Annotated in this window: 19 protein-coding genes and 1 pseudogene; 2 read left to right on the forward strand and 18 right to left on the reverse strand. The window is 69.4% G+C overall.

Annotated elements, in window-relative coordinates; translation table 11 throughout:
• Positions 1 to 236: 236 nt before the first annotated feature.
• From AC0VYB_RS12145 to AC0VYB_RS12230, 18 genes and pseudogenes are all read right to left on the reverse strand, one after another.
• Entirely contained in the window at positions 237 to 863 is a 627-nt protein-coding gene (locus AC0VYB_RS12145; RefSeq protein WP_009378466.1) for a superoxide dismutase, read from the reverse strand.
• Positions 864 to 1,098: 235 nt separating this feature from the next.
• Complete coding sequence (locus AC0VYB_RS12150) at positions 1,099 to 2,265, reverse strand: acyl-CoA dehydrogenase family protein (protein ID WP_063249012.1); 1,167 nt, start codon at positions 2,263 to 2,265, stop codon at positions 1,099 to 1,101.
• Between the two features lie 115 nt (positions 2,266 to 2,380).
• Positions 2,381 to 4,009 (reverse strand): thiamine pyrophosphate-binding protein, encoded by a 1,629-nt coding sequence (locus AC0VYB_RS12155; RefSeq protein WP_063249013.1) that lies wholly within the window; start codon positions 4,007 to 4,009, stop codon positions 2,381 to 2,383.
• Positions 4,006 to 4,326: an acetate--CoA ligase family protein gene (locus tag AC0VYB_RS12160; protein ID WP_475385264.1), complete on the reverse strand. Its 321-nt coding sequence runs from the start codon at positions 4,324 to 4,326 to the stop codon at positions 4,006 to 4,008. The genes AC0VYB_RS12155 and AC0VYB_RS12160 overlap by 4 nt, the downstream gene beginning before the upstream one ends.
• 85 nt (positions 4,327 to 4,411) lie before the next feature.
• Positions 4,412 to 6,145, reverse strand: a pseudogene (locus tag AC0VYB_RS12165) (CoA-binding protein); the annotation flags it as partial.
• 7 nt (positions 6,146 to 6,152) lie between these two features.
• Entirely contained in the window at positions 6,153 to 7,328 is a 1,176-nt protein-coding gene (locus tag AC0VYB_RS12170) for a Glu/Leu/Phe/Val dehydrogenase dimerization domain-containing protein (protein WP_101624759.1), read from the reverse strand.
• Positions 7,329 to 7,404: 76 nt separating this feature from the next.
• A complete protein-coding gene (locus AC0VYB_RS12175) occupies positions 7,405 to 8,073 on the reverse strand; it encodes a TetR/AcrR family transcriptional regulator (protein ID WP_227007248.1) in 669 nt (222 codons plus the stop codon).
• 110 nt (positions 8,074 to 8,183) lie between these two features.
• Entirely contained in the window at positions 8,184 to 9,458 is a 1,275-nt protein-coding gene (locus AC0VYB_RS12180) for a M16 family metallopeptidase (protein ID WP_095376487.1), read from the reverse strand.
• 83 nt (positions 9,459 to 9,541) lie between these two features.
• Positions 9,542 to 11,773 carry a polyribonucleotide nucleotidyltransferase gene (locus tag AC0VYB_RS12185; RefSeq protein WP_095376486.1) on the reverse strand — a complete coding sequence of 744 codons (2,232 nt, stop codon included), beginning with the start codon at positions 11,771 to 11,773 and terminating at the stop codon, positions 9,542 to 9,544.
• A gap of 270 nt (positions 11,774 to 12,043) precedes the next feature.
• The gene (rpsO, locus tag AC0VYB_RS12190) at positions 12,044 to 12,313 is read right to left on the reverse strand and encodes a 30S ribosomal protein S15 (protein ID WP_009378450.1); all 270 of its coding nucleotides are present in this window, start codon (positions 12,311 to 12,313) and stop codon (positions 12,044 to 12,046) included.
• Between the two features lie 93 nt (positions 12,314 to 12,406).
• Complete coding sequence (locus AC0VYB_RS12195; protein ID WP_063249018.1) at positions 12,407 to 13,345, reverse strand: bifunctional riboflavin kinase/FAD synthetase; 939 nt, start codon at positions 13,343 to 13,345, stop codon at positions 12,407 to 12,409.
• Between the two features lie 152 nt (positions 13,346 to 13,497).
• Positions 13,498 to 14,424: a tRNA pseudouridine(55) synthase TruB gene (gene truB / locus AC0VYB_RS12200; protein ID WP_009378448.1), complete on the reverse strand. Its 927-nt coding sequence runs from the start codon at positions 14,422 to 14,424 to the stop codon at positions 13,498 to 13,500.
• Between the two features lie 4 nt (positions 14,425 to 14,428).
• Complete coding sequence (locus tag AC0VYB_RS12205; RefSeq protein WP_009378447.1) at positions 14,429 to 15,307, reverse strand: VldE C-terminal domain-containing protein; 879 nt, start codon at positions 15,305 to 15,307, stop codon at positions 14,429 to 14,431.
• A 205-nt stretch (positions 15,308 to 15,512) separates the two neighbouring features.
• Positions 15,513 to 15,950, reverse strand: a complete 438-nt coding sequence (gene rbfA / locus AC0VYB_RS12210) for a 30S ribosome-binding factor RbfA (RefSeq protein WP_009378445.1) — start codon at positions 15,948 to 15,950, stop codon at positions 15,513 to 15,515.
• Positions 15,951 to 16,068: 118 nt separating this feature from the next.
• Positions 16,069 to 18,909, reverse strand: coding sequence for a translation initiation factor IF-2 (gene infB / locus AC0VYB_RS12215; protein WP_475384722.1), 2,841 nt, complete (start codon positions 18,907 to 18,909; stop codon positions 16,069 to 16,071).
• Positions 18,910 to 19,043: 134 nt separating this feature from the next.
• Positions 19,044 to 19,382: a YlxR family protein gene (locus AC0VYB_RS12220; RefSeq protein WP_311199570.1), complete on the reverse strand. Its 339-nt coding sequence runs from the start codon at positions 19,380 to 19,382 to the stop codon at positions 19,044 to 19,046.
• A gap of 58 nt (positions 19,383 to 19,440) precedes the next feature.
• Positions 19,441 to 20,403, reverse strand: a complete 963-nt coding sequence (gene nusA, locus AC0VYB_RS12225; protein ID WP_009378438.1) for a transcription termination factor NusA — start codon at positions 20,401 to 20,403, stop codon at positions 19,441 to 19,443.
• Between the two features lie 108 nt (positions 20,404 to 20,511).
• A complete protein-coding gene (locus AC0VYB_RS12230; protein WP_009378436.1) occupies positions 20,512 to 20,976 on the reverse strand; it encodes a ribosome maturation factor RimP in 465 nt (154 codons plus the stop codon).
• A gap of 154 nt (positions 20,977 to 21,130) precedes the next feature.
• Between AC0VYB_RS12230 and AC0VYB_RS12235 the strand changes: the two genes are divergently transcribed.
• Positions 21,131 to 22,087 carry a hypothetical protein gene (locus AC0VYB_RS12235; protein WP_009378430.1) on the forward strand — a complete coding sequence of 319 codons (957 nt, stop codon included), beginning with the start codon at positions 21,131 to 21,133 and terminating at the stop codon, positions 22,085 to 22,087.
• The gene (locus tag AC0VYB_RS12240) at positions 22,084 to 23,103 is read left to right on the forward strand and encodes an aminoglycoside phosphotransferase family protein (protein WP_009378428.1); all 1,020 of its coding nucleotides are present in this window, start codon (positions 22,084 to 22,086) and stop codon (positions 23,101 to 23,103) included. The genes AC0VYB_RS12235 and AC0VYB_RS12240 overlap by 4 nt, the downstream gene beginning before the upstream one ends.
• Positions 23,104 to 23,113 lie beyond the last annotated feature (10 nt).

Genomic DNA, 23,113 nt, shown 5'->3' on the forward strand with positions numbered 1-23,113 from the left:
TCTCACCCTAGCGGTGTCGACTCCAGCCACCCTCCGGGCACTCGGCAACCTCACGCTGGGTTGTTGAACGCCCCGGAGGGTTGCTCGAATGTGTGCGGGCAGACCGCGATGGTGCCGCTGGTGCTCCGCAGACACGACGACGGCTCGGACTCCGCCATGGAGTCCGAGCCGTCGCGCGAGCGTGATCGCCACCCACCTCATACCCGGTCGGGGCGAGCGCTCAGATCAGAAGGGCCTCAGCCGAGGAGCAGACCCTTGGTCTGGTTGACCGCGCGGTCGAAGCGGGCACCGGCGTCCTCCCAGTTGACGATGTTCCACCAGGCCTTGACGTAGTCCGGCTTGACGTTCTGGTAGTCGAGGTAGAACGCGTGCTCCCACATGTCGAGCTGGAGGATCGGGGTTCCGCCCTGCTGGATGTCCGACTGCTGGTCGTGGAGCTGTTCGACGAAGAGGTTGCCGCCGAGCTGATCGTAGACGAGCACGGCCCAACCCGAGCCCTGGATCGTCGTCGCAGCGGTCGTGAAGACCTCGCGGAACTTGTCGAACGAGCCGAACTGGTCGTCGATCGCGGCAGCGAGCTCGCCGACGGGCTTGTCGCCGCCGTCCGGGGACATGTTCTGCCAGAAGATCGAGTGGTTGACGTGACCGCCGAGGTTGAACGAGAGGTCACGGATGAGCTTGGGCAGGTTCGCGAGGTTGCCGGATTCGCGCGCCTCGGCGATCTGCTCGACCGCGGTGTTCGCGCCCTTGACGTAGGTCGCGTGGTGCTTGTCGTGATGCAGCTCCATGATGCGAGCCGAGATGTGCGGCTCGAGAGCGGAGTAGTCGTAGGGCAGTTCCGGAAGCGTGTACTGCTCAGCCATGTGATTCCTCCTGAAGAGAATTGATGCCCGCCTGGTCCGGCGGCTTCATTTTCGACCCTATATCAGGGCCTCATCTCGAACAACACACCCATCGACCGCGCTATTCCGGTTCTCACGAGAAATGATCGTCGCGCGTCGAGTCGTCGCTCGACGCCTTCTGCCCCGCTCGTGCGCGGGCACAACCCCACCTGTGCCGGATCTCGGCCCCCACCCGTGTGAGGCCCGCTGCCGCGCCTCACACGAGGTTGCGGGAGATGAGCACGCGCATGATGTCGCTCGTGCCCTCCTCGATCTCCTCGAGCTTGGCATCGCGCATCCACTGCTCGACCGGGTGCTCGCGCGAGTAGCCCCAGCCCCCGAGCGTCTGGACCGCCGCCCACGTGCAGAACATCGCCGTCTCCGAGGCGTTGAGCTTCGCCATCGCCGCCGAGGCGGTCACCCGCTGACGCGGCACCGCGGACCCAGCGTCGATCATCCGCGCCGCATTGAGCACCTGCAGCCACGCCGCGTCGATGCGGGCGGACATATCCGCGAGCCGGAACGCCACCGCCTGATGGTCGATGATCGCCTTGCCGAACTGGGTGCGCTCCCGCGCATAGTCACGCGCGTACTCGTACGCGGCCCGCGCGGTCCCGAGTGCCGCCGCCCCGAGGACGACGCGGGAGATGTCGAAGGTGCGCATGAGCCCGTAGAAGCCCTCTCCCTCCCCGCCGAGGCGGTTGGCCTCGGGAACGAAGGCGTCGGAGAGGAAGATCTCCCGGCAGACGATAGCCCGCTGCCCCATCTTCTTCATGGGCGCCCCGAACTCCATGCCCGGGGTGTCCTTCTCGAGCAGGAACGCGGTGACGCCGCGGGAGCGCTGGGCGGGGTCGGTCTTGGCGAAGACGACGTAGAAGTCGGCGAGGCCGGCATTGGAGATCCATGCCTTCTGCCCGTTGAGGACATAGCCGCCGTCGGCACGGTCGGCGCGGGTGATGATCGACGCCGAGTCCGACCCCGACCCCGGTTCCGTCGTCGCCAGTGCTGTGAATTTCGGGTCGTCGCCGGTCAGCGGCCGCAGCCACGCCTCCTTCTGCTCGGGTGTGCCGAGCGCGAGGATCGGGTCGGCGAAGAAGCCGTTCGAGCATACGAAGTTCCCGATGCCAGGGTCCCCGAAGCACAGCTGCTCCTGGACGAGGCACTGGGTGAAGACGTCGGTGAATCCGCCGCCTCCGTACTCCTCGGGGATCATGAAGTCGGTGATCCCGACCTTCGCAGCAGCCCGGAAGATGCCGACCGGGGACTCGGTGTCGGCCTCGTCGACGGCGCGGGCAGCGGGTCGGATCTCCTCGGCGGCGAAGGACCGGCAGAGGTCGATGACGTCGCGCTGCTCGTCGCTGAGCGGCCAGGGGGTGTAGCTCATGGTTCTCCTTCGTCTCGCCCGGTCGGCGGGCGGTCGATCGTGGGGTCGGGGTCGGCCGGGGTGGGTCGCCTTGGGTCAGGGTCGGTCGTTGCGGGTCAGGGTCAGCCGGTACGGGTCAGGGTCCGAGCATGTCCGCGGCGGCGCGGGAGTCCTCGAACAGGTGGATGAGGGTGGGACCGGGACGCTCGACCGCCTCGGCGAGGGCGGCGGCGAGCTCCTCGGCACTCTCGACGTGGACGCCGTGGGCACCCATCGCCGTCGCGAGCGCCGGGAAGTCGGGGGCGGTGAGGACGACGCCGGACGGGACGTCGCCCCTGTCGGCCATCTCATTGCGGATCTCCCCATAGCCGCCGTTGTCGACGATGACGAGGGTGAGCGAAACCTGCGCCTGGACTGCGGCGGAGAGCTCGGCGATCGTGAACATCGACCCGCCGTCGCCTTCGACGGCGATGACACGCGACTCGGGGGCTGCGATCTTCGCCCCGATCCCCGCGGGCAGCCCGTAGCCGAGGGTGCCGGCACCGGCGGGATAGAGGAAACGGTCGCCGTGTCTGGCCCGCCACCCGGTCTGCACGCCGTAGTAGCAGGCCATCGTCGAATCCGCGGCGATGACCACGGGCGACTCCGAGAGCGCGGTGAATGCGTTGAGCCCCTCGCACAGCGGCGCCCAGGGCGCGCCCTCACGGGCGGCGGCGATCGCCTCGTCCCTGAGTCCGACCCGCCACGACCGTGCTGCGTCCGTCGACCCCGCCTCGCGCACCCTTCCCGCCTGGGCCGTCAGTGCGGCGGTCGCCTCCTTGGCATCGGCGACGATCGGGTGGGTGACGACGGCGTTCCTCAGCATCTGCATCTCGTCGATGTCGATGCGCACGACGGTGCCGGGCAGGGGCAGTGGCTGGGGCCAGAAGTCGCTCGGCGCGAGTTCGGTGCCGATCGCGACGACGGCGTCGGCCTGCCCGAGGATCTCCGGCAGCTCCGGGAGGAACCCGATCGCCCCGAGCACGACCGGATGGTCATCGGCGACGGCGCCCTTCGCGTTCGACGAGAGGACGATCCCCGCCCCGAGCGCCTCGGCGAGGTCGATGACCTCCTCCCCCGCCCCGTGGGCCCCGGCCCCGACGATGAGGAGAGGATGCTGGGAGTCGGCGAGCGCCTCGGCGGCGGACTCGATCGCGGACACGCTCACCTGCGGCAGCGGACGGGTCACGGACGGGTGGAGGACGCCGGGGCCGCTCGCCTCGATGAGGTCGAGGGGGATCTCGATGAACGCCGGCCGCGGCCGTCCCGAGCGCATCACGGTGAGCGCCTGACCGACGGCGAGGGAGACCTCGGGCACGCTCGTCACCCGGTGGCTGTCACCGAGGATCGCCTCGATCGCGAGCGCCTGGTTGCGCACCTCGTGGAGGAGTCCGGTGCCGCGGCCGGGGTGGGTCAGCGGCATGCCGGGGCCGATGAGGAGGACGGGGACGGAGTCGGTGAACGACTGGAGCAGCGCGGTGAGCGCGTTGAGCACGGCTGGGCCCGTGGTGGTGACGACGACCGCGATGTCGCCGGTGGTCCGGGCCGCACCGTCGGCCATGTACCCCGCCCCCTGCTCGTGGCGCGGGGAGACGATGTCGATGCCCTCGGCGCTCAGCTGCGCAAAGACCTCGAGGTTGTGGGTGCCGGGGATGCCGAAGACGCGGGTGACGCCCTCGGCCGCCAGTGCCTTGGCCAGGTGGCCGCCGCCGGTGAGTTCGGTCATGCTCGCATCTCCTCTGAAACGTCGTTCGTGCGGTGGACGGGAGCCGCCGCCGTGGAGGCGGCGTCCTCGCTGCCCGCCTCGGCGTCCTCTCCGGTCGCCTCGGCGTCGTCTCCGGTCGCGGTGAGGACGAGGGCATCGACGGCGATGGCGCCGGATTCGGCGACGCGGACGGGGTTGATCTCGACCTCGGCGATCTCGTTGTTCGCGGCGATGAGCCGGGAGACGGAGACGACGACGTCGACGAGGCTCTCGACGTCGGCCGCCGGCCGGCCCCGCCAGCCCTGGAGCAGGCGGTAGCACGTGAGCTGGGTGAGCATGTCGTGGGCCTCCGCGCGCGAGACCGGGGCGAAGCTCGAGCCGGGTGTCGTTGTAGAGCTCGGTCTCCGTGCCGCCGGCCCCGACCATGACGATCGGCCCGAAGTTCTCGTCCTGCCGCCCGCCGACGAGGATCTCGACGACGTGATTGCGTCCGTCCATCTCCTCGACGATGTACTCGCCGGCGCCGAGGCGGGAGACCATGTCCTTGTGCGCTGCCTCGAGTGCGGCGAGATCCCGCAGGCCCAGGGCGATGCCCCCGACCTCGGTCTTGTGCGCAGGCCACCCCGCCTTGAGGACGAACGGCGGGGTGAGCTCGGCGGCACCGACCGCCTCGGCGAGGTCATCACCCTCGGCCACGGTCACGGCACGGGGCACCTCAACACCTGCGGAGATGATCGTCTCGCGCGCCGCCGAGTACCCGCGGCCCCACGGGGTGACGGTGCCCGAGAGCTCGAACGCCTCGGCGATCCGCCCCGCATGGGAGGAGTAGAAGGCGGCGCGGGAGAGCACCCGCATCGTCGTGTCGATCGACCGGTAGCAGGGCACGGCGCGGGCCCACATGTCGGCCACGGCCTGGGAGTCCGCACTCATCGAATGGACGAGCAGCGGCTTGCGGTGCTCCATCGCCGCCCGGCCGAGCTCCTCGACCTCGGCCAGCTCCGCCTCGAGGAGCTCGGGGGTGTTCTCCCCGTAGCACCCGAAGTAGCCGCTGAGGACGACGGCGTCGACGCGCTCGTCGGCGAGGAGTTCGCGCACGACGCGGACGTAGATGCCGAGGTCCGACTCTCCTGCCCCGTCGAGGTCGACGGGGTTCTCGACGTGCCCGGCCTCGGGTAGGAGCGCCTCGACGCGGGCGCGCACGGGCTCGGCTACGGGGTCGACGGTGAGCCCGTGAAGTTCGGCGATGTCCGCGGCGATCGCCCCTTGACCGCCGGAGTCGGAGACGATGCCGACCCGACGCCCGCCGGGCAGCCACGACGAGGCGAAGAAGCCGGCGAGTTCGACGATCTCCGAGGGCGAAGCGAGGCGGATCGCGCCGGCCTTCCGGCACGCGGCGTCGACGGCATCGATCGCCGAGGTGAGCGAGCCCGTGTGCGAGCGCGCGAGTCGCTGTCCCGCATTCGACGCCCCGGTGGTGAGGATCATCGTCGGCTTCCCTGCCGCCCGCAGGCGCTGCATCGCCGCCACGAGGGCCGTGCCTCCGGTGAAGGATTCGAGGTAGAGCGCGACCTGGCTCGTGTCCGGATCGTCGACGAGGGAATCGAGGATCTCTGCGGCGCGGACGTCTGACTGTCCGCCGATCGAGGCGAAACGGGAGATGCCGAGTCCGCTGCGCGCCGAGAGCGTGGCGATCTCCGAACCGAGCTGTCCGCTCTGGGTGACCACGGCGAGCGATCCCGGGGTGAAGTGCCCCCACGCGAGGAGGAGCTCGTTGGCGGAGTCGACGAGCCCGAGCGACCCGGGTCCGATGAGACGGGCGCCGGCCGCGGTGATCGCCTCGGCGAGCTCCTCCGCCTGCGGAACCCGGGTCGAGATGATGAGGAAGGCGCGCACGCCGAGGTCGAGCGCCTCGGTGACGACGCCCGCCACGGCGGTGCCGGGGATGGAGACGACGAGGAGTTCGGGCACTTCGGGCAGGTCGCGCAGTCGTGCCCACGTCCGCTCCCCCTGGATCGAGGTTGCGCGCGCATTGACGAGGAAGACCCGGCGTCGTTCCGCTCCGGTCAGCGCTCCGGCGGCGAGCCAGAACCCCCACTTCGCGGGGTCGTTCGAGGCCCCGAGGACGGCGACGCTGCGCGGATCGAAGAACACGTCCACGTCGGACCTACCTCCCGCCCGCTGAAGCTGTGACAGCCTCGAGCTCGACGAGGTTCGCGTCGACCTTCCGCTGCGCGGCGGCGCGCGGGCTGATGCCCTCGTCCTTCGCCGTGGAGAGGGCCTCGCTCGTCAGCGCCCCGAGGGTGTCGGTGATGATCTCCCGGCTCTGCTCCCAGCTGCCGTCGATGTCGCCGAATGCGACCCACCACCACCACGCGTTGGTCGCGGAGTTCGCGAGGAAGTCGGGAACGACGACCACACCGCGCGCGGCGAGCAGCTCCTCCGCCTCGGGCAGGACGGGCATGTTCGCGGCTTCGACGATGTACTTCGCTGTGATCCGTCCCGCGTTCTCCGGGGTGATCGCATAGCTCACGGCGGCAGGGATGAGGATGTCGGCGTCGGCGGCGAGCCAGTCGTCGCGGTCGCCGACCTGGTCGCCGGGGCGCAGGGCGTCTCGGGAGACCCCGCCGAAGGGGTCCCGGGTCGCGAGCAGGGTCTCGACGTCGAGGCCCTCGGGGTTGGAGACGAAGCCGTCGGCATCGGCGATGCCGACGACCCGGACCCCCGCCTCGGCGAGGAAGCGGGCGGTGGCCCCGCCCATCGACCCGAACCCCTGGATGACCGCGGTCGCCCCCTCCGGGGAGCGTCCGTCGGCCGCAAGTGCGGTGAGCGCCGCGGTGGCGACGCCGAGCCCGCCGACGAGCTCGTCCTGGGGCATGCCGTCGACGACGGTGTCGAATGCGGCGAGCGAGCGCCTGGCGGAGTCCTCGGGATCGTCCATGAGCTTCTCGACGGCGGCGAGTCCGCTGCCGAGGGCCCGGCGCTCGAGGATCTCGTCGATGTCGTCCTGGCGCACCCCGAGGTCCTCACCGAGCGCCCAGTACGCCCGCATGATCGGGTTGACGGCGACGAGGAAGCGCTCGAGGACGTCCGTGGCACCCTCGGCGCGCGGGTCGAAGTCGATGCCGCCCTTCGCGCCCCCAAGCGGGACGTAGCGTCGGCCGGGCACGAGGTGGATCGCCTCCTTGCGGGTCATCCCTTCGGCGAGACCGCGGACCTCCTCGAGGGTGCAGCCCTCCCGCATCCGCAGCCCGCCGGACGCGCTTCCCCGCACGAGCGTGTCGATGACGACGAATCCGTGGGTGCCGGTGACGGGATCCTGCCAGGTGATGTCCAAGAACATGGGGCCTCCGAGTCTTTAACTGAACCGCGGTTCAGTAACGTCTGAGACCCAGTCTGACGCGCCGGAGGACCGTGCGTCAAGAGTGCGGTGGGAGTGATTCCCCGGGTGCTCTGCCGCCCGGTGCCGCGGACGTGGCATCGCGGGCGAGGAGGGTGTCAGCGAACTCCTCGACCCACGCGAGCATCGTCGCCCGCTCCTCCTCTCCCGGGCCGACCATGAGGCGGACGGAGAGGCCGTCGAGGTAGGCGAGCAGCCGGGTCGCCGCGACCGCGGCAGGCTCCCCCGGGTCCTCGCCGTCCAGGGCGAACTCCCCGGTGGCGACGCCGTCGGCGATGACTCTGGCGAAGACGTCCTGCCATTCCCGGTCGAGGACGGTGAGCGTGCTCTGGATCTCCGCATCGAAGAGCGCCGAGGACCACGCGTCCATCCAGATCGTCCACGCCCGCGTCGACCCGCTGGGCAGGTACCACGCGAGGAGGTCGGACAGTCGTGCCGTCGCCGGGGCGTCGGTGTCGACGATCTCGCGGGCGCGGTTGAGGTCGGACTCGCCGGCGTGGGCGAAGGCGGCCGCGACGAGGGCTTCCTTCGTCTGGAAGTGGTAGATGACGAGGCTCGCGCTCAGGCCGAGGCGCCCGGCGACGTCGGCGACGCGCAGCGCACGCAGTCCGGTCGCCTCGATCTCGTCGACGGTCGCCGCGAGGATCTCCTCCCGGCGCACCGATGCCCGCTTCCGGCCCATTGCCATCCCCTCGACGGATCCTTGCTCAGTCCCGGACGCTGCCGTCCGGTAGCGGGGCGGAGTGCCCCATGAGCGTCCATCGTACTCAACGGTCGTTCAGGCGCGGGACGGTCTGCTCAGATCGCGACGTCGGTGGGAGGTCCGACGAGGGAGAGCGCCTTGGGCTGGCCGAGCAGCTGTCCGGCCATGCCGCTCACCTGCTCCGGGGTGACGGAGCGGATGCGCTCGATGAGGTCGAGCGGAGGTTCGATGGGGATCCCGAAGATCTCGGCCCGAGCGAGGCGATTCATCCGCGCCGCCGAGGATTCGAGTCCGAGGACCATCGAGCCCGAGAGCTGGGAGACGATCTCGTCGAGTTCGCTGCGACTCGGCGCGTGCTGCGCGAGACGGTCCCATTCGCTCAGCGCGAGGTCGAGGACGGCCTGCCCGTTCTCGGGGCTGCATCCGGCATAGATCCCGAACGTCCCGGTGTCGGTGAATTGGCTGGCGGTGGTGTTGACCGCGTAGGCCAGCCCCCGCTCCTCGCGGATGCTCTGGAACAGCCGCGACGACATCCCGCCCCCGAGGAGGGTGAGCAGGACCGAATAGACGAACCGGTCCGGGTGGCCCTCGGGCAGCCCCTCGCATCCGAGCAGCATCCCCAGCTGCTCGGTGTCCTTGGCCGTGTGAGAGCGTCCGGTGAGGAAGTCCGGCCGGGTCCGCGCCGAGGCGGCAGCGTGGGGATGTCCGCCCCCGACGGTCCCCGGGGTGAGGATCTGCGCCCCGCCGAGGCGGTCGGTCGTCTCCGCGTCCCGGGCGACGGTCGTGGCGAAGGCCCCGGTCTCGGCCAGCGCCCGCTCGACCATTCCGACGACCTCGGCGTGGTCGGCTCCCCCGGCGGCGGCGATGATGAGCCGGCGGGGCACGTACGTCGACGCGTAGTGGTCGAGGAGGGTGTGGTGTCCGAGGACGCGGATCTGCTCCTTCGTCGCGCCCACCGGGCGGGCGAGGGGGTGGTCGCCGAAGACGAGGGTGTCGAAGTCCTCGAAGAGGACATCGCCGGGATCGTCGGCGGCCATGGCGAGCTCTTCGATGATGACGCCGCGCTCACGCTCGAACTCGGCGCTCTCGAGGGTGGAGTCCGAGACCATGTCGAGCAGGAGCGCGGTGATGTCGGGCAGGTCGGTGACGAGGCACCGCGAGTAGTAGCAGGTGAATTCCTTCGCCGTGATCGCGTTCGAGTCCCCGCCGGTGCGGTCGAAGGCGGCGGCGATGGCCAGGGCGTCCTTCGTCGAGGTGCCTTTGAAGAGCATGTGCTCGAGGAAGTGGGTCGATCCGGCGGTGTCCGCGGATTCGTCGCGGGAGCCCGCTGCGACCCAGATGCCGATGGTCTCCGAGGCGAGACCGGGCATGTGCTCGGTGATGACCGTGAGACCACCGGGGAGGACGGACCGAGCGATCGGTGCGTCCTCCCCGGTGTGGGCAGACTGGGAGATCAGTTCTCCGACTCCTCGTCCGATCCCTCGGAGTCCTCGTCCTCACCGTCGACGACGGGAGCGAGCGAGAGCTTGCCGCGGTCGTCGATCTTCGTGATCTCGACCTGGACCTTCTGGCCCACGCCGACGACGTCCTCGACGTCCTCGACGCGCTTGCCGTCGTTGAGCTTGCGCAGCTCGGAGATGTGCAGGAGGCCGTCCTTGCCCGGGGTGAGCGAGACGAACGCGCCGAAGCTCATCGTCTTGACCACGGTGCCGAGGTAGCGTTCGCCGACCTCGGGGACCTGCGGGTTGGCGATCGCGTTGATCATCGACCGGGCCGCCTCGGCGGAGGTGCCGTCGGTCGCGCCGATGAGCACGGTGCCGTCGTCCTCGATGCTGATGTCGGCGCCGGTGTCCTCCTGGATCTGGTTGATCATCTTGCCCTTGGGGCCGATGACCTCGCCGATCTTGTCGACCGGGATGTTGACCGAGATGATCCGCGGGGCGGTCGCCGCCATCTCACCCGGGGCGTCGATGGCCTCGGCCATGACGTCGAGGATGACCATGCGGGCCTCGCGGGCCTGCTTGAGGGCGGCGGTGAGCACCGAGGAGGGCAGACCGTCGAGCTTCGTGTCGAGCTGGATCGCGGTGACGAAGTCACGGGTGCCGGCGACCTTGAAGTCCATGTCGCCGAAGGCGTCCTCGGCACCGAGGATGTCGGTGAGTGCCGCATACGCGGTCTGCTCGCCCTGGTCGGTGGAGATGACGTCGGAGACGAGGCCCATGGCGATGCCGGCGACAGGCGCGCGCAGGGGCACACCGGCCGAGAGCATCGACAGGGTCGAGGCGCAGACCGAGCCCATCGAGGTCGACCCGTTCGAGCCGAGGGCCTCGGAGACCTGACGGATCGCGTACGGGAAGTCCTCACGGGAGGGCAGGACCGGAGCCAGTGCGCGCTCGGCGAGGGCGCCGTGGCCGATCTCGCGGCGCTTCGGGCTGCCCACACGGCCGGTCTCACCGGTCGAGTAGGGCGGGAAGTTGTAGTGGTGCATGTAGCGCTTCGAGGTCACCGGGGACAGCGAGTCGATCTGCTGCTCGAGCTTGAGCATGTTGAGCGTCGTGATGCCGAGGATCTGGGTCTCACCGCGCTGGAAGAGAGCGGAGCCGTGGACGCGCGGGATGACGTCGACCTCGGCCGAGAGCGGACGGATGTCCTTGAGCCCACGACCGTCGATGCGGATCTGCTCGGTGAGGATGCGCTTGCGCACGATCTGCTTCGTCAGCGCGTTGAGAGCCGCCGCGATCTCCTTCTCACGGCCCTCGAAGCGCTCTCCGAGCTTGTCGAAGAGCTCAGCGAGGAGCTCTTCGCCCGCGGCTTCGCGCTCCTGCTTGTCGGCGATCTGGAAGTTCTCGGTCTGCTTCGCCTCGGCGAGGTCCTTGACGGCCTCGAAGACGTCGTCCTGGTAGTCGCGGAAGACGGGGAACTCGACGGTCGGCTTCGCGGCGAGGTCGGCGAGCTCCTGCTGGGCGCGGCAGAGTTCGGCGATGAAGGGCTTTGCGGCCTCGAGCCCCTCGGCCACGACCTCTTCGGTGGGGGCCTTGGCCCCGGTCTTGACGAGGTCGAGGGCCTGGTCGGTGGCCTCGGCCTCGACCATCATGATGGCGACGTCGTCACCGACCATGCGACCGGCGACGACCATGTCGAAGACGGCGTCGTCGAGCTGCGAGAAGTTCGGGAACGCGACCCACTGGCCGTCGATGAGGGCGATGCGGACACCGCCGATGGGGCCGGAGAACGGCAGACCCGAGAGCTGGGTCGACATCGACGCGGCGTTGATGGCCAGGGCGTCGTAGATGTGGTCGGGGTTGATCGACATCACGGTGACGACGACCTGGACCTCGTTGCGCAGGCCCTTGACGAAGGACGGGCGCAGCGGGCGGTCGATGAGGCGGCACGTGAGGATCGCATCGGTCGAGGGACGGCCCTCGCGGCGGAAGAACGAGCCGGGGATGCGGCCGGCGGCGTACATGCGCTCTTCGACGTCGACGGTGAGCGGGAAGAAGTCGAAGCCCTCGCGGGGGTTCTTGCCGGCCGTCGTGGCCGACAGCAGCATGGTGTCGTCGTCGAGATAGGCGACGGCGGAGCCGGCGGCCTGCTTGGCCAGGCGACCGGTCTCGAAGCGGATGGTGTGCGTGCCGAAGCGACCGTTGTCGATCGTTGCGACCGTGGATTCAGGGGTGGTTCCCACGTGATCTCCTTGTTCGGTGCCGAGTCCGGGCGACGGGTGCTCGCCCTGTCGGCGGACAGTGTGGAAGACGCCATGGAATCAGGGCCGGTCATCGATCGGGGCCCACGGAAGGTTCCCTCCGGAGGCCACTACCGAGGACCGAAACGTCCATGGGCGTCCGCCGGTCAGTCTACAGCAGATGCCGATGACGGCCAGTGAGCCTGCTCCCAGGCCCGGAGACGACGAACGCCCCGCCGGTGAGGGCGGGGCGTCGGACGAGATCGGATGCGATCAGCGGCGCAGACCGAGGCGCTTGATGAGCGAGCGGTAGCGCTCGATGTCGACCGCCTGCAGGTACTTGAGCAGACGACGGCGCTGGCCGACGAGGAGCAGCAGGCCGCGACGCGAGTGGTGGTCGTGCTTGTGGTCCTTGAAGTGCTCGGTGAGATCGGTGATCCGGCGGGTGAGCAGGGCAACCTGAACCTCGGGAGAACCGGTGTCGCCCTCGTGAGTCGCGTATTCCTTGATGATCTCCTGCTTGGTGGCAGTATCGAGAGCCATGGAGTTCTCCTGACGTATCGTTGCGCGGCGCCGGAACCTGTCTGTTCCAGCCCTATGGGACCGCGGCCGGTGAAAACGGCAGAGATCAGCTTATCAGGTGTGGAGCACCTCGCGCACATCGGCGATGTCCTCGTGCATCTGCGCGATGAGGTCGTCGAGGCCGGAGAAGGCGACCTGACCGCGGATGCGGGCGACGAACTCGAGGACCATGTGCCGGTCGTAGACGTCGAACTCCCCGAACTCCTTGTCGAGCACATAGGCCTCGACACGGCGGTCACAGCCCTCGAAGGTGGGGTTGGTGCCGACCGAGATCGCGGCGGGGAACGGGTGGTCCTCCCCCTCGAAGCTCGCCCAGCCCGCGTAGACGCCGTCAGCGGGGATGAGGCCCTCGCCGTCGGCGGAGAGGTTCGCCGTGGGGAAGCCGAGATCGCGTCCGCGGGCGTCGCCGTGGACGACGGTGCCCTCGACCCGGTGGTAGCGGCCGAGCTGATCGGCCGCCTCGGCGACATCGCCTGAGATGATCTGGTCACGGATCCGCGACGACGAGTACCGTCCCCCGCGTCCGACCTCGTCGATCGTCACGGTGGTGAACCCGAACTCCTCGCCGAGGCGGCGCAGGGTCTCGATGGTCCCGGCGTTGTCGTGGCCGAAGCGGACGTCGTCGCCGACGACGACACACCGGCAGTCGAGGCCGTCGACGAAGTAGCGGGAGACGAACTCCTCAGGGGTCTGAGCGGCGAAGTCGAGATCGTAGGGCTGGATGAAGAGGGCGTCGATGCCGGTCTCAGCGATGAGCTGCGACTTCTGGCGCACACTCGTGATCATCTGCGTCGGCGTCTCGGGCTGGTGGACGGTGCGCGGGTGCGGGTCGAAGGTCATCGCGACCGATCGCAGGGAGTGCTCGTCAGCCTCGGCGGCGACGGCGCGCAGCACGGTCTGGTGGCCACGGTGGACGCCGTCGAAGTTGCCCAGGGTGATGACGGTGCCGATGCCGTCCTGCGGGACCTCGTCCAGCCCGTGATAGATCTCCACTCGAGCGCTGCTCCTTCCGTGCACCGACTCAGAGTATCGCAGTGGGATGATGCGTGCGAACCGGTCCTCAGCGGGGGCTCTCCATGCGCGCGGAGCGGCCGCTGTGAGTCGGTTTCCGCCCGATCGGTCGGTTCGCGACGCCCCGCGGCGGCTCAGGCGAGGCCGATGGCGAACGCGGTGCGGGACTTGAGGCTGCCGTCTGCGCGGACCTCGGCGACGGAGACGAGTTCGCCGGCGCTGGTCACGGCGACGTCGCTGCCGTCGACCCCGGTCGTCGTCCACGGTCCGGCCAGGGACTTGCCCTGCATGAGGTCCCTCGCCCCGGCCGCATCGACGGTCACGGTCGGGAGCAGCTGGGAGGCCGCCTCGGCGAGCGGGATGAGTGGCGGGGCGGGGGTGTCGAGGTCGTCGGGGATCGTCACAGCGCCCTGGAGGTCGAAGGGCCCGACCCGAGTGCGGCGCAGTGCGGTGAGATGACCGTGGACCCCGAGGCCCGCACCGAGGTCGCGGGCGAGGGCCCGGATGTACGTTCCCGAGGAGCAGTCGACGACGACGTCGAGGTCGATGTGTCCGCCCCCGGCACTGTCCCGCCGGGTCTCGAGGACGTCGAACTGCGTCACCTCGACTCGGCGGGGTTCGAGGACGACGTCCTCGCCGGCTCGGACACGCGCATACGAGCGCTTGCCGTCGACCTTGATCGCCGAGACGGCGCTCGGGACCTGGTCGATGGGCCCGCGCAGGGCGGTGACCCCGGAGGCGATGTCGGCGTCCGTGACCGCAGCCAGGCGCGCGGGGTCCGCGAAGACGTCCGGTTCGGAGTCGGCGTCGTCGGTCGGGGTGCCGGCGCCGAGGCGGATCGTCGCTGCGTAGGTCTTCGACACCCCGGTGATGTGGCCGAGCAGCTTCGTTCCCCGACCGAGGCCGAGGACGAGGACGCCGGTGGCCATCGGGTCGAGGGTGCCGGCGTGGCCGACCTTGCGGGTGCCGTACCAGCGGCGGATGCGGGAGACGACGGCGTGGGAGGACAGCCCCTGCGGTTTGTCGCAGACGAGGATGCCCTGCGGGGAAGTCTCGCTCACCTGGTCAGTTGAACGAGGCGTGGACGTGGTCCATGTGGTTCTGCGTCGCCGAACCGCGGTCCTCCATCGACTTCCAGCCGCGGCCGGGCATCCAGATGCGCTTCTCGAAGATGACGTACTTGACGTTGAGCGCCTTCGCATTCTTGATGAGGTACTCGGAGATGCGGTCGCCGGTCGAGCCGGCGATCATGATGTCGACGGCTTCGCCGGTGTTGTGGTCCGAGCCGGTGCCGGGGCGACGGCCACCGAAGGTCTTGACCTCGGGGAACTTCGCGCACACGGCACGGTAGCCGTTGACGGCGTTGGGCAGGAGACCCGACTCGATCGAGGACGAGACCTTGCACGGGGGCGTCTCGACGCCCGACGGGGTGCTGCCGCCGCCCTTCGACTCCGACTTCTCCTCGCCCTTCGAGCCCGACGCGCTCTTCGAGGCCTGCGCGCTCGACTCCTGGGTCGGCTTCGGCTTCGGGGTCTTGACGTTGAGGGTGGTCTTCGAGGAGGTCTTGTTCTTGTACTTCGGGTCCTTCTTGACCTCTTCGATGTACTCCTTGCCGGCCTTCTCGCGCTGTGCGTCGATCTCCTCCTGGCTCACGCCGGTGGAGGCGGGCGCCTCCTGCTGCTGCGAGGTGCTCGCGGCCTCGGTCGTCACTTCCCCGGTCTGCGGGGGTCCCATGACGACGCTCGAGCCGACGACGGCGGCCGTCGCGGCGGCCGGCACGGCGATCGCTGCGACGACGGGCCGCTGCTTGACCGTGGCGAGCACGGACGTGGCCGTCGAGGGGGCCTCAGCCGAGTGCCGACCGGTCGAGCGCTTGGCCGCGGGAGCGAGGTCCCGGATCAGTTGCTTGGCGAAGCCGGGCTTTGGTGAAGAGTGCTTACCCAATGCAGAAATCCCTTAACAGAGTCGTAATCAGATCGTTACCCGAAAAAGTCTAGGGCATCGCGGAAAGATAACAAAACTGTTACGCAGGATTTTTCTGCCCATCGTGAGCAAGGTCGCTTCCGCTCCCCCACCCGGCTACCGCCTCGGCGAGGGCGCGGCACACGGGTCGGCGCCGGGACCGCCCGCCCTCACCTCGGCGGATGTCTCAGGACTCGTCGGACTCGACCTCGGACCGCTTGTACGGGTCGGCGTCGCCGGCGGGCTTCGCATCCTTCTTGAGATCGGCGATGCGCGCGTCGTCGGCGGCCGCTCGGGCGAGGAGGTTGTCGAGGCGCAGCGCCTCCTCGGGGACGGCGTCGGCGATGAACTCGAGGCTCGGGGTCAGCCGGATCGTCAGACCCTTGCCGACCTCGGAGCGGATGAAGCCCTTCGCGGATTCGAGCGCCTTGGCCGTCGACTCGAGGTCGGCGCCGTCACCGTAGACGGTGTAGAAGATCGTCGCGTGCTGGAGGTCGCCGGTGACGCGGACATCGGTGACGGTGACGAAGCCGAGCCGGGGGTCCTTGAGCCTGCGTTCGATCGTGCTCGCGACGATGACCTTGATCTGGTCGGCGATCTTGCGTGCGCGGGTTGCGTCTGCCATGTGGTGTCCTTTGTCGTGGCCGGTCGGGTGCCGGTGAGTGCTGGGAAGAAGTCTATAAGGAGCGAAGCGGCCGGTGCGTGATCGCACCGGCCGCTTGGCCAATCAGCTCACGAGAGCGTCAGTCGCGCGGCTTCTCGCGCATCTCGAAGGTCTCGATGATGTCGCCGACCTTGAGGTCGTTGAAGCTGCCGAGTCCGATGCCGCACTCGTAGCCTTCGCGGACCTCGGTCGCATCGTCCTTGAACCGCCGCAGCGATTCGACCTTGAGGTTGTCGCCGATGACCACGCCGTCGCGGGTGACCCGCGCCGCCGAGTTCCTCGTGATGACCCCGTCGCGGACGATCGAACCGGCGATGTTGCCGAACTTCGAGGACCGGAAGACCTCGCGGATCTCCGCCGAGCCCGTCTGGACCTCTTCGAACTCGGGCTTGAGCATGCCCTTGAGCGAGTTCTCGATGTCGTCGATCGCCTGGTAGATGACCGAGTAGTAGCGCACGTCGACGCCTTCGCGGTCGGCCAGGTCGCGGGCCTTGGCCTCGGGTCGGACGTTGAAGCCGATGACGATCGCGTTGTCGACGGTGGCGAGGTTGATGTCGTTCTCCGTGATCGCACCGACGCCGCGGTGGATGATCCGGAGGTCGACCTCGTCGCCGACGTCGATCTTGAGCAGCGAGTCCTCGAGCGCTTCGACGGCACCGGAGACATCGCCCTTGAGGATGAGGTTGAGCATGTCGACCTTGCCCTCGGCGAGTGCCTTGGTGAAGTCCTCGAGGCTGATCCGCTTGCGGCCGCGGGCCTGGGCGGCGTTGCGCTCGATGGCGTCGCGCTTCTCCGCGATCTGGCGTGCGGTGCGGTCGTCATCGGTGGAGAGGAACGAGTCGCCGGCGCGCGGGACCGAGGAGAGTCCGAGCACCTGGACGGGACGCGAGGGTCCCGCTTCGGAGACGGAGTTGCCGTTCTCGTCGAACATCGCACGCACACGGCCGAACGCGGTGCCGCAGACGATCGCATCGCCCTGGCGCAGCGTGCCCGACTCGACGAGGACGGTCGCGACGGCGCCGCGGCCCTTGTCGAGCTTCGCTTCGATCGCGATGCCGCGGGCTGCCTTGTTCGGGTTCGCCCGCAGGTCGAGCGCGGCGTCCGTGGTGAGCAGGACCGACTCGAGGAGCTCGTCGATGCCCTCGCGCTTGAGCGCGGAGATCGGGACGAACATCGTGTCGCCGCCGTACTCCTCGGCCACGAGGTTGTACTCGGTGAGCTGCTGCATCACCTTGGCCGGGTTGGCGCCGTCCTTGTCGATCTTGTTCACCGCCACGACGATCGGCACATCCGCCGCCTGAGCGTGGTTGAGCGCTTCGATCGTCTGCGGCATCACACCGTCGTCGGCGGCGACCACGAGGATCGCGAGGTCCGTCGACTTCGCACCGCGGGCACGCATGGCGGTGAACGCCTCGTGACCCGGGGTGTCGAGGAAGGTGATGCGACGCTCGGAGCCCTCGTGCTCGACCTCGACCTGGTAGGCACCGATGTGCTGGGTGATGCCGCCGGCCTCACGGGCGACGACGTTGGCCGAGCGGATCGCGTCGAGCAGCTTCGTCTTACCGTGGTCGACGTGACCCATGACGGTGACGACCGGCGGGCGGGCGACGAGATCGTCGTCGTCCTCCTCGGCGGCTTCCGCATCGAGGTCGATGTCGAAGGTCTCGAGCAGCTCGCGGTCCTCGTCCTCGGGTGAGACGATCTCGATCTTGTAGCCGAGCTCCTCACCGAGCACCTGGAAGGTGTCCTCGTCGAGGGACTGGGTGATCGTCGCCATCTCGCCGAGGTGGAAGAGCACCGTGACGAGGTTCGTCGGGTCGGTGTTGATCTTCTCGGCGAAGTCGGCCAGCGACGAGCCGCGGCGCAGGCGCAGCGGCGTCTCGCCGTCGCCGCGCGGAACCGTGACACCGCCGATCGACGGTGCCTGCATCTGCTCGAGCTCGGCGCGCTTGGCCCGCTTCGACTTCCGGCCCTTCTGGCGGGGACCGCCGCCGCGGCCGAACGCACCCTGGGTGCTGCCGCGACCGCGACCCGAACCGCGACCGCCGCCCGGGCCTCCGCCCGGTCCGCGACGTCCTGCCGGAGCGCCGCCGGGTGCGCCGGCGGGACCGCCGGGTCCACCGGCGGGAGCGTTGCCGCGACCGCCTCCGCGTCCCCGGCCCGGAGCGGGCTTGTTGAGCGCGGAGTTCTTCATCATCGACGGGTTGGGGCGGGGGGCGCCGGGCCGAGGACCGGCTGCGCCTGCCTCACCGCTGGGGCGCGGAGGACGCTGGCCGGGCTTGGGCATGCCCTGCGAGTTCGCGAACGGGTTGTTGCCGGGACGCGCACCGCCCTGACCGCCCTGACGGCCGCCGGGCTTCGGGGCACCTGAGCGTCCACCGGGCTTCGGCATGCCCTGCGAGGGAGCGAAGGGGTTGTTGCCGGGACGAGCGCTGCCCGCACCGCCCTGACGACCGCCGGGCTTCGGAGCACCGGGCTTGGCCGCACCCGGCTTCGGGGCTGCTGCGGGCTTCGGAGCCGCCGGACGTGCCGGGGCTTCGCCGGCCGCTGGGGAGGCCGGGGTCTCGGCCGCAGGCTTCGCGGCAGGCTTGGGTGCCGACTTCGCCGCCGGCTTGGCAGCGGACTCGGACTTCGCCGCCGGCTTGGCGCCGGGCTTCGCTGCGGGCTTGGCAGCCGGAGCGCCGGGCTTGGCCGCGGCCTTTCCGGGCTTCGCAGCCGGCTTCTTGGTCGAATCGCCTCCGGCCTTGCCGCCGGCAGGCGCGGAATCGGCGAATGCCTCCTTCACCCGTCGCACGACGGGGGCTTCGAGCGTCGAGGAGGCGGACGAAACGAATTCGCCCATGTCCTTGAGTTTCTCGAGGACGATCTTGCTGGTTGTGCCGAGCTCTTTCGCGAGCTCATGGACACGGGGCTTTGCCACAGTTCTCCTGTCCGGGTTCCTTCCCGGTCAGGAAGAAACCTCATCAATGAAGAGCAGGTCTCATTACACTGCTCTCTCGAATTCCGGTGAGGGTGTCATCGCACGACACTCACTACTTGTCATCCATTCTTGGCTCACCCGTTCTGTCTGGGTTCGGTGTCCAGCTCCGGAAGGTCCGAAGCGGTGATCTTCGTCCGAAAGGCTCGGGCGAAGGGAGCGGATGTCCGCGCCTTCTCGAGGCACTTCGCATCCGGGTGCATCCAGGCCCCTCGTCCCGGCAGTGTCTTCGACACGTCGGGGACGATGGCCGGCCGCTCGTCGGGGCGATGCACGAAGCGCATGAGCTCGTCCCGATCCGCTGTCTGCCTGCAGGCGATGCACGTCCGTTGAGGTGCACTGCCAGCATTCACAGTCAACAATTCTACAGCACTTCCATTCCCGGTTCCGCCACCGGCGAACGTGGTCGGGATCACGCCGAGGTGTTCGGGCGCCTTGTCGGGACCGCAGCACGCCTCGCCGAGGCGGTCGCCCTCAGTCCTCGGCGACGATGTCGATCTTCCAGCCGGTGAGCTTCGCGGCCAGGCGCGCGTTCTGGCCCTCCTTGCCGATCGCGAGCGAGAGCTGGTCGCGCGGGACCACGGCCCGGGACTCCTGGCTGCCGGCGTCGAGGATGTCGACGCGGGTGGCCTTCGCCGGGGAGAGGGCGTGGGCGACGAACTTCGCCGGGTCGTCGCTGTAGTCGACGATGTCGATCTTCTCCTGCCCGAGCTCGTTCATCACCGCGCGCACACGGGAGCCGAGTTCGCCGATGCACGAGCCCTTGGCGTTGACCCCGGGTTTCGTCGCACGGACCGCGAGCTTCGTGCGGTGGCCCGCCTCTCGGGCGAGGGAGACGATCTCGACGGTGCCGTCGGCGATCTCGGGCGCCTCAAGGGCGAAGAGCCGGCGGACGAGGTTCGGGTGGGTGCGTGAGACGGTCACCGAGGTGCCCTTGGGTCCCTTGTGGACGTCGGCGATGTAGACCCGCAGCCGGGTGCCGTGCTTGTACTCCTCGCCGGGCACCTGCTCGTGCGGGGGCAGCACCGCTTCGACCTCGCCGAGGTCGACCTGGACCATCTGCGGGTCCCGACCCTGCTGGATGGTGCCGGAGACGATCTCTCCCTCCCGCCCCTTGAAGGAGCCGAGCAGGGTTTCGTCCTCGACATCGCGCAGACGCTGGTGGATGACCTGGCGCGCGGTCTGCGCGGCGATGCGTCCGAAGCCTGAGGGGGTGTCGTCGAATTCGCCGATGGGATTGTCGTCGTTGTCGAATTCGACCGCCCAGATGCGCACCTCTCCGGTGGACTTGTCGAGTTCGGCACGGGCATCGGGCCACGCGCCCTCGGTCTTCTGGTAGGCAAGGAAGAGCGCCTGCTCGATGAGTTCGATCAGAGTGTCGAACGGAATCTCGCGCTCACGTTCGATGACGCGCAGAACATCGAGATCGATATCCATGGCCCTTATCCTCTCCGGCCCCAGGCGGTGCGGTCGTGCCGCTGACCGCCTGACGCATTGAATTGTCGGTGTTCACTTATCAGGCGAACCAGTGTATCGCAGTTGCCCTCACCGGAACTTCAGCTCCACCTGGGCCTTGACGATGTCGCTGAGGCCGACCGACCGCTTCTCCCGCCGGGCGGGGTCGGTGCCGCTGATCGCGTCGTCGGCGACCTCCTCGAGGTCGAGCTTGAAGCTCTCCTTCTTCGTGCTCACCTCGAGCCGGCGCCCGAGCACCCGCCGGAAGTGACGCGGCTGTTCGAGCTTCCGGGTCGCTCCGGGGCTCGTCACCTCGAGCTGGTAGGGCTTGTCGCGGAAGACCTCCACGGAGTCGAGGGCATCGCCGACGATGCGCGTGGACTCAGCGATCTTGTCCATCGACATCGGCTCCGCGGTCGACTCGTCGAGGTCGACGACGACCGTGAGCGTGCGCCGCTGTCCCGCGGCGACGGCCTTGACGGTCTCGAGGTGGAACCCGGCCTCGGCCAGGGGCTCCCTCAGCAGCGCCTCGATACGTGCGACGTCCTCGTCCATGCTCTCTCCGTTCCTCTCGTGACGACTGCTGACCACACCGATCGGGAGCCGTCCCACCCTCGTTTCCGAGGGCCGCCGAGCCGGTCCCGTCACCGGTGCATCCCACCCTATGCGAGACCCCGGGCGAAGGTTAAGCATCCGCTACGATTGCCCTATGCGTTCTCCCCTCACCCGTCGTTCCGTCCTCATCGTCGGCGCGGCGGGGGCAGGGCTCGGCCTCCTCTCCGGGTGCGGACTGCGCCTCGACACTCCCCCGGAGATCCCGACGCTCGATGCCTCCCAGGAGCTGCGCAACCGCATCGCCCGGATCCTCGCCGAGGCGTCGGTGACCGACGGCGATCCCGAGACCGCCGGTGAGGACCTGCAGAAGCTCCGGGACGCGATCGGTCCCGTCTGGGCCCCGCCGAGCGAGCTCGCGACCGAACCTCCCCCCACGGAGCAGCCCCGTTCCTACCTCGATGCCGCCCAGGCGGTGTCCACGGCCGTCTTCGACGCCGTCTCCCAGCTCGGCTCGGGTCTCATCCCCGTCCTCACCGACGTCGCCACCGGGTGCGCGCTCACCGCGGGAACGGTGCGCGCTGAGATCCGCGAGGGTGCCGAGCAACGCCTCCGTGAGGCCTTCGCCGGTGCCGCCGACGATGCCCGAGCCACCCCCGCCGAGGCGGCCCCGGATTCCTCACCCGGTCAGGACGGCGGGGCGAAGGACTGGAACACGATCCTCGATCAGGCCCGCGCCGCCGCGTACGGCTACGAGCGCCTCGCCGTGCACTTCGATCGGAAGTCCCGAGAGCGGCAGAGCGCCCTCGACCGGCTCGAATCGCTCGGATCGCTGGTCGGAGAGATGCTCGAGAACCTCGGTGAGAAGGCGGCCGGCCCCGACGCCCCGGCCTGGAAGCTCGATCCGAGCCCGACGGATGCGGAGTCGGCCGCGCAGCTCGCCCTCTCCCTCGAGGACGCGGTCGCCGCCTCGCTGCTGCCGTGGCTGCGCACCGATCCGGCCGCGGCCCTGCGGGTGTGGGAGTCGGCGCGGGCCAGGGAGGCCTTCGCCGCACCGCAGCCGCTGCGCTACACCTATGACGCCGGGCCGGAGTCGCCGAAGGCCGGGACGTGAGGGTCCCGCCCGTCCTCTACCGGTCGACGCGCGACATCATCGGCACCGCGCGCACCGACGCCTGGGTCGCAGCCCTCGACTTCATGGCCCATGAGCTGGGTGAGCGGTGGAATCTGCGCTTCGACGAGGTCCCCGGCGCCCCCTGGGCCGGATGCGAGAGTCTCGTCATCCCCGTCCTCACCCAGGAGAACTACCAAGGCGTGCTTCGGTTCGCGGCCCCCACCTCGGCGCATACGGCCGCGCACGCGCAGGCGCTGCGGGCGCTGAAGATGTGGAACGGGCACGGAGCGGTGCGGGTGATCCGCGACGACCGCAGCTTCCGGGTCACCCTGCAGGAGCGGCTGCGGACGAAGGCGAACCTCTCCGTGCTCCCCCTCGCCGAGGTGCCGCCGGTGTGGGGTGCGCTGCAGAAGTCCCTCGAGATCCCCGCCGGGCCCGACTTCATGCGCGTCCAGGACATGGCCGCGGGCTGGCTGTCGACGTTCGAGGCCGATGCGACGCTGCTGAGCGGATGGTCGCAGACCGTGCGCGAGGACGCCCACGTCCTCGCCCATGCCCGCACCTGGATGCACACGCTGGCGACCTCGGAGGAGAACTGGCTCATCCACGCCGACCTCCACTACTACAACATCCTTGCCGGCAACCCCGACGCCTCGGGCGTCTCGACGTGGAAGGCGATCGACCCGCAGCCGCTGTCGGGGCCGACGGCGTACACGATCGCCCCCGTCCTGTGGAATCGGCTGACGGAGATCCCCTCCCGCATCCCCCGGGAGCAGGCGGCCTGGCTGCGCGGCTTCGCCGCCGACCTCGCCCGCCATGCCGGCATCGATCCGCAGTACGGCATCGGTGCGGCGGTCGCCCGTGAGGTGACGAACATGTTCTGGTACCTCCGCTCTGCCCGGAACGGAACCCCGGAGTCCCTCGCCGATGCCGCCCGCTCCCTGTGGGTCGCCCGCGCGCTCACCGGTGCCGACGTCCTCGGCGTCGACGCGCACGCCCTCAAGGCCATCGGCTAGGCGGACATCA

It is taken from the genome of Brevibacterium sp. Z349TD_9, from assembly GCF_056173565.1.

Excerpts from the sequence above, each read along its gene's own strand:
- AC0VYB_RS12145 (WP_009378466.1), bottom strand. The coding sequence starts at position 863 with ATGGCTGAGCAGTACACGCTTCCGGAACTGCCCTACGACTACTCCGCT.
- AC0VYB_RS12150 (WP_063249012.1), bottom strand. The coding sequence starts at position 2,265 with ATGAGCTACACCCCCTGGCCGCTCAGCGACGAGCAGCGCGACGTCATC.
- AC0VYB_RS12155 (WP_063249013.1), bottom strand. The coding sequence starts at position 4,009 with ATGACCGAACTCACCGGCGGCGGCCACCTGGCCAAGGCACTGGCGGCC.
- AC0VYB_RS12160 (WP_475385264.1), bottom strand. The coding sequence starts at position 4,326 with ATGCTCACCCAGCTCACGTGCTACCGCCTGCTCCAGGGCTGGCGGGGC.
- AC0VYB_RS12170 (WP_101624759.1), bottom strand. The coding sequence starts at position 7,328 with ATGTTCTTGGACATCACCTGGCAGGATCCCGTCACCGGCACCCACGGA.
- AC0VYB_RS12175 (WP_227007248.1), bottom strand. The coding sequence starts at position 8,073 with ATGGCAATGGGCCGGAAGCGGGCATCGGTGCGCCGGGAGGAGATCCTC.
- AC0VYB_RS12180 (WP_095376487.1), bottom strand. The coding sequence starts at position 9,458 with ATGCCCGGTCTCGCCTCGGAGACCATCGGCATCTGGGTCGCAGCGGGC.
- rpsO (WP_009378450.1), bottom strand. The coding sequence starts at position 12,313 with ATGGCTCTCGATACTGCCACCAAGCAGGAGATCATCAAGGAATACGCG.
- rbfA (WP_009378445.1), bottom strand. The coding sequence starts at position 15,950 with ATGGCAGACGCAACCCGCGCACGCAAGATCGCCGACCAGATCAAGGTC.
- nusA (WP_009378438.1), bottom strand. The coding sequence starts at position 20,403 with ATGGATATCGATCTCGATGTTCTGCGCGTCATCGAACGTGAGCGCGAG.
- AC0VYB_RS12230 (WP_009378436.1), bottom strand. The coding sequence starts at position 20,976 with ATGGACGAGGACGTCGCACGTATCGAGGCGCTGCTGAGGGAGCCCCTG.
- AC0VYB_RS12235 (WP_009378430.1), top strand. The coding sequence starts at position 21,131 with ATGCGTTCTCCCCTCACCCGTCGTTCCGTCCTCATCGTCGGCGCGGCG.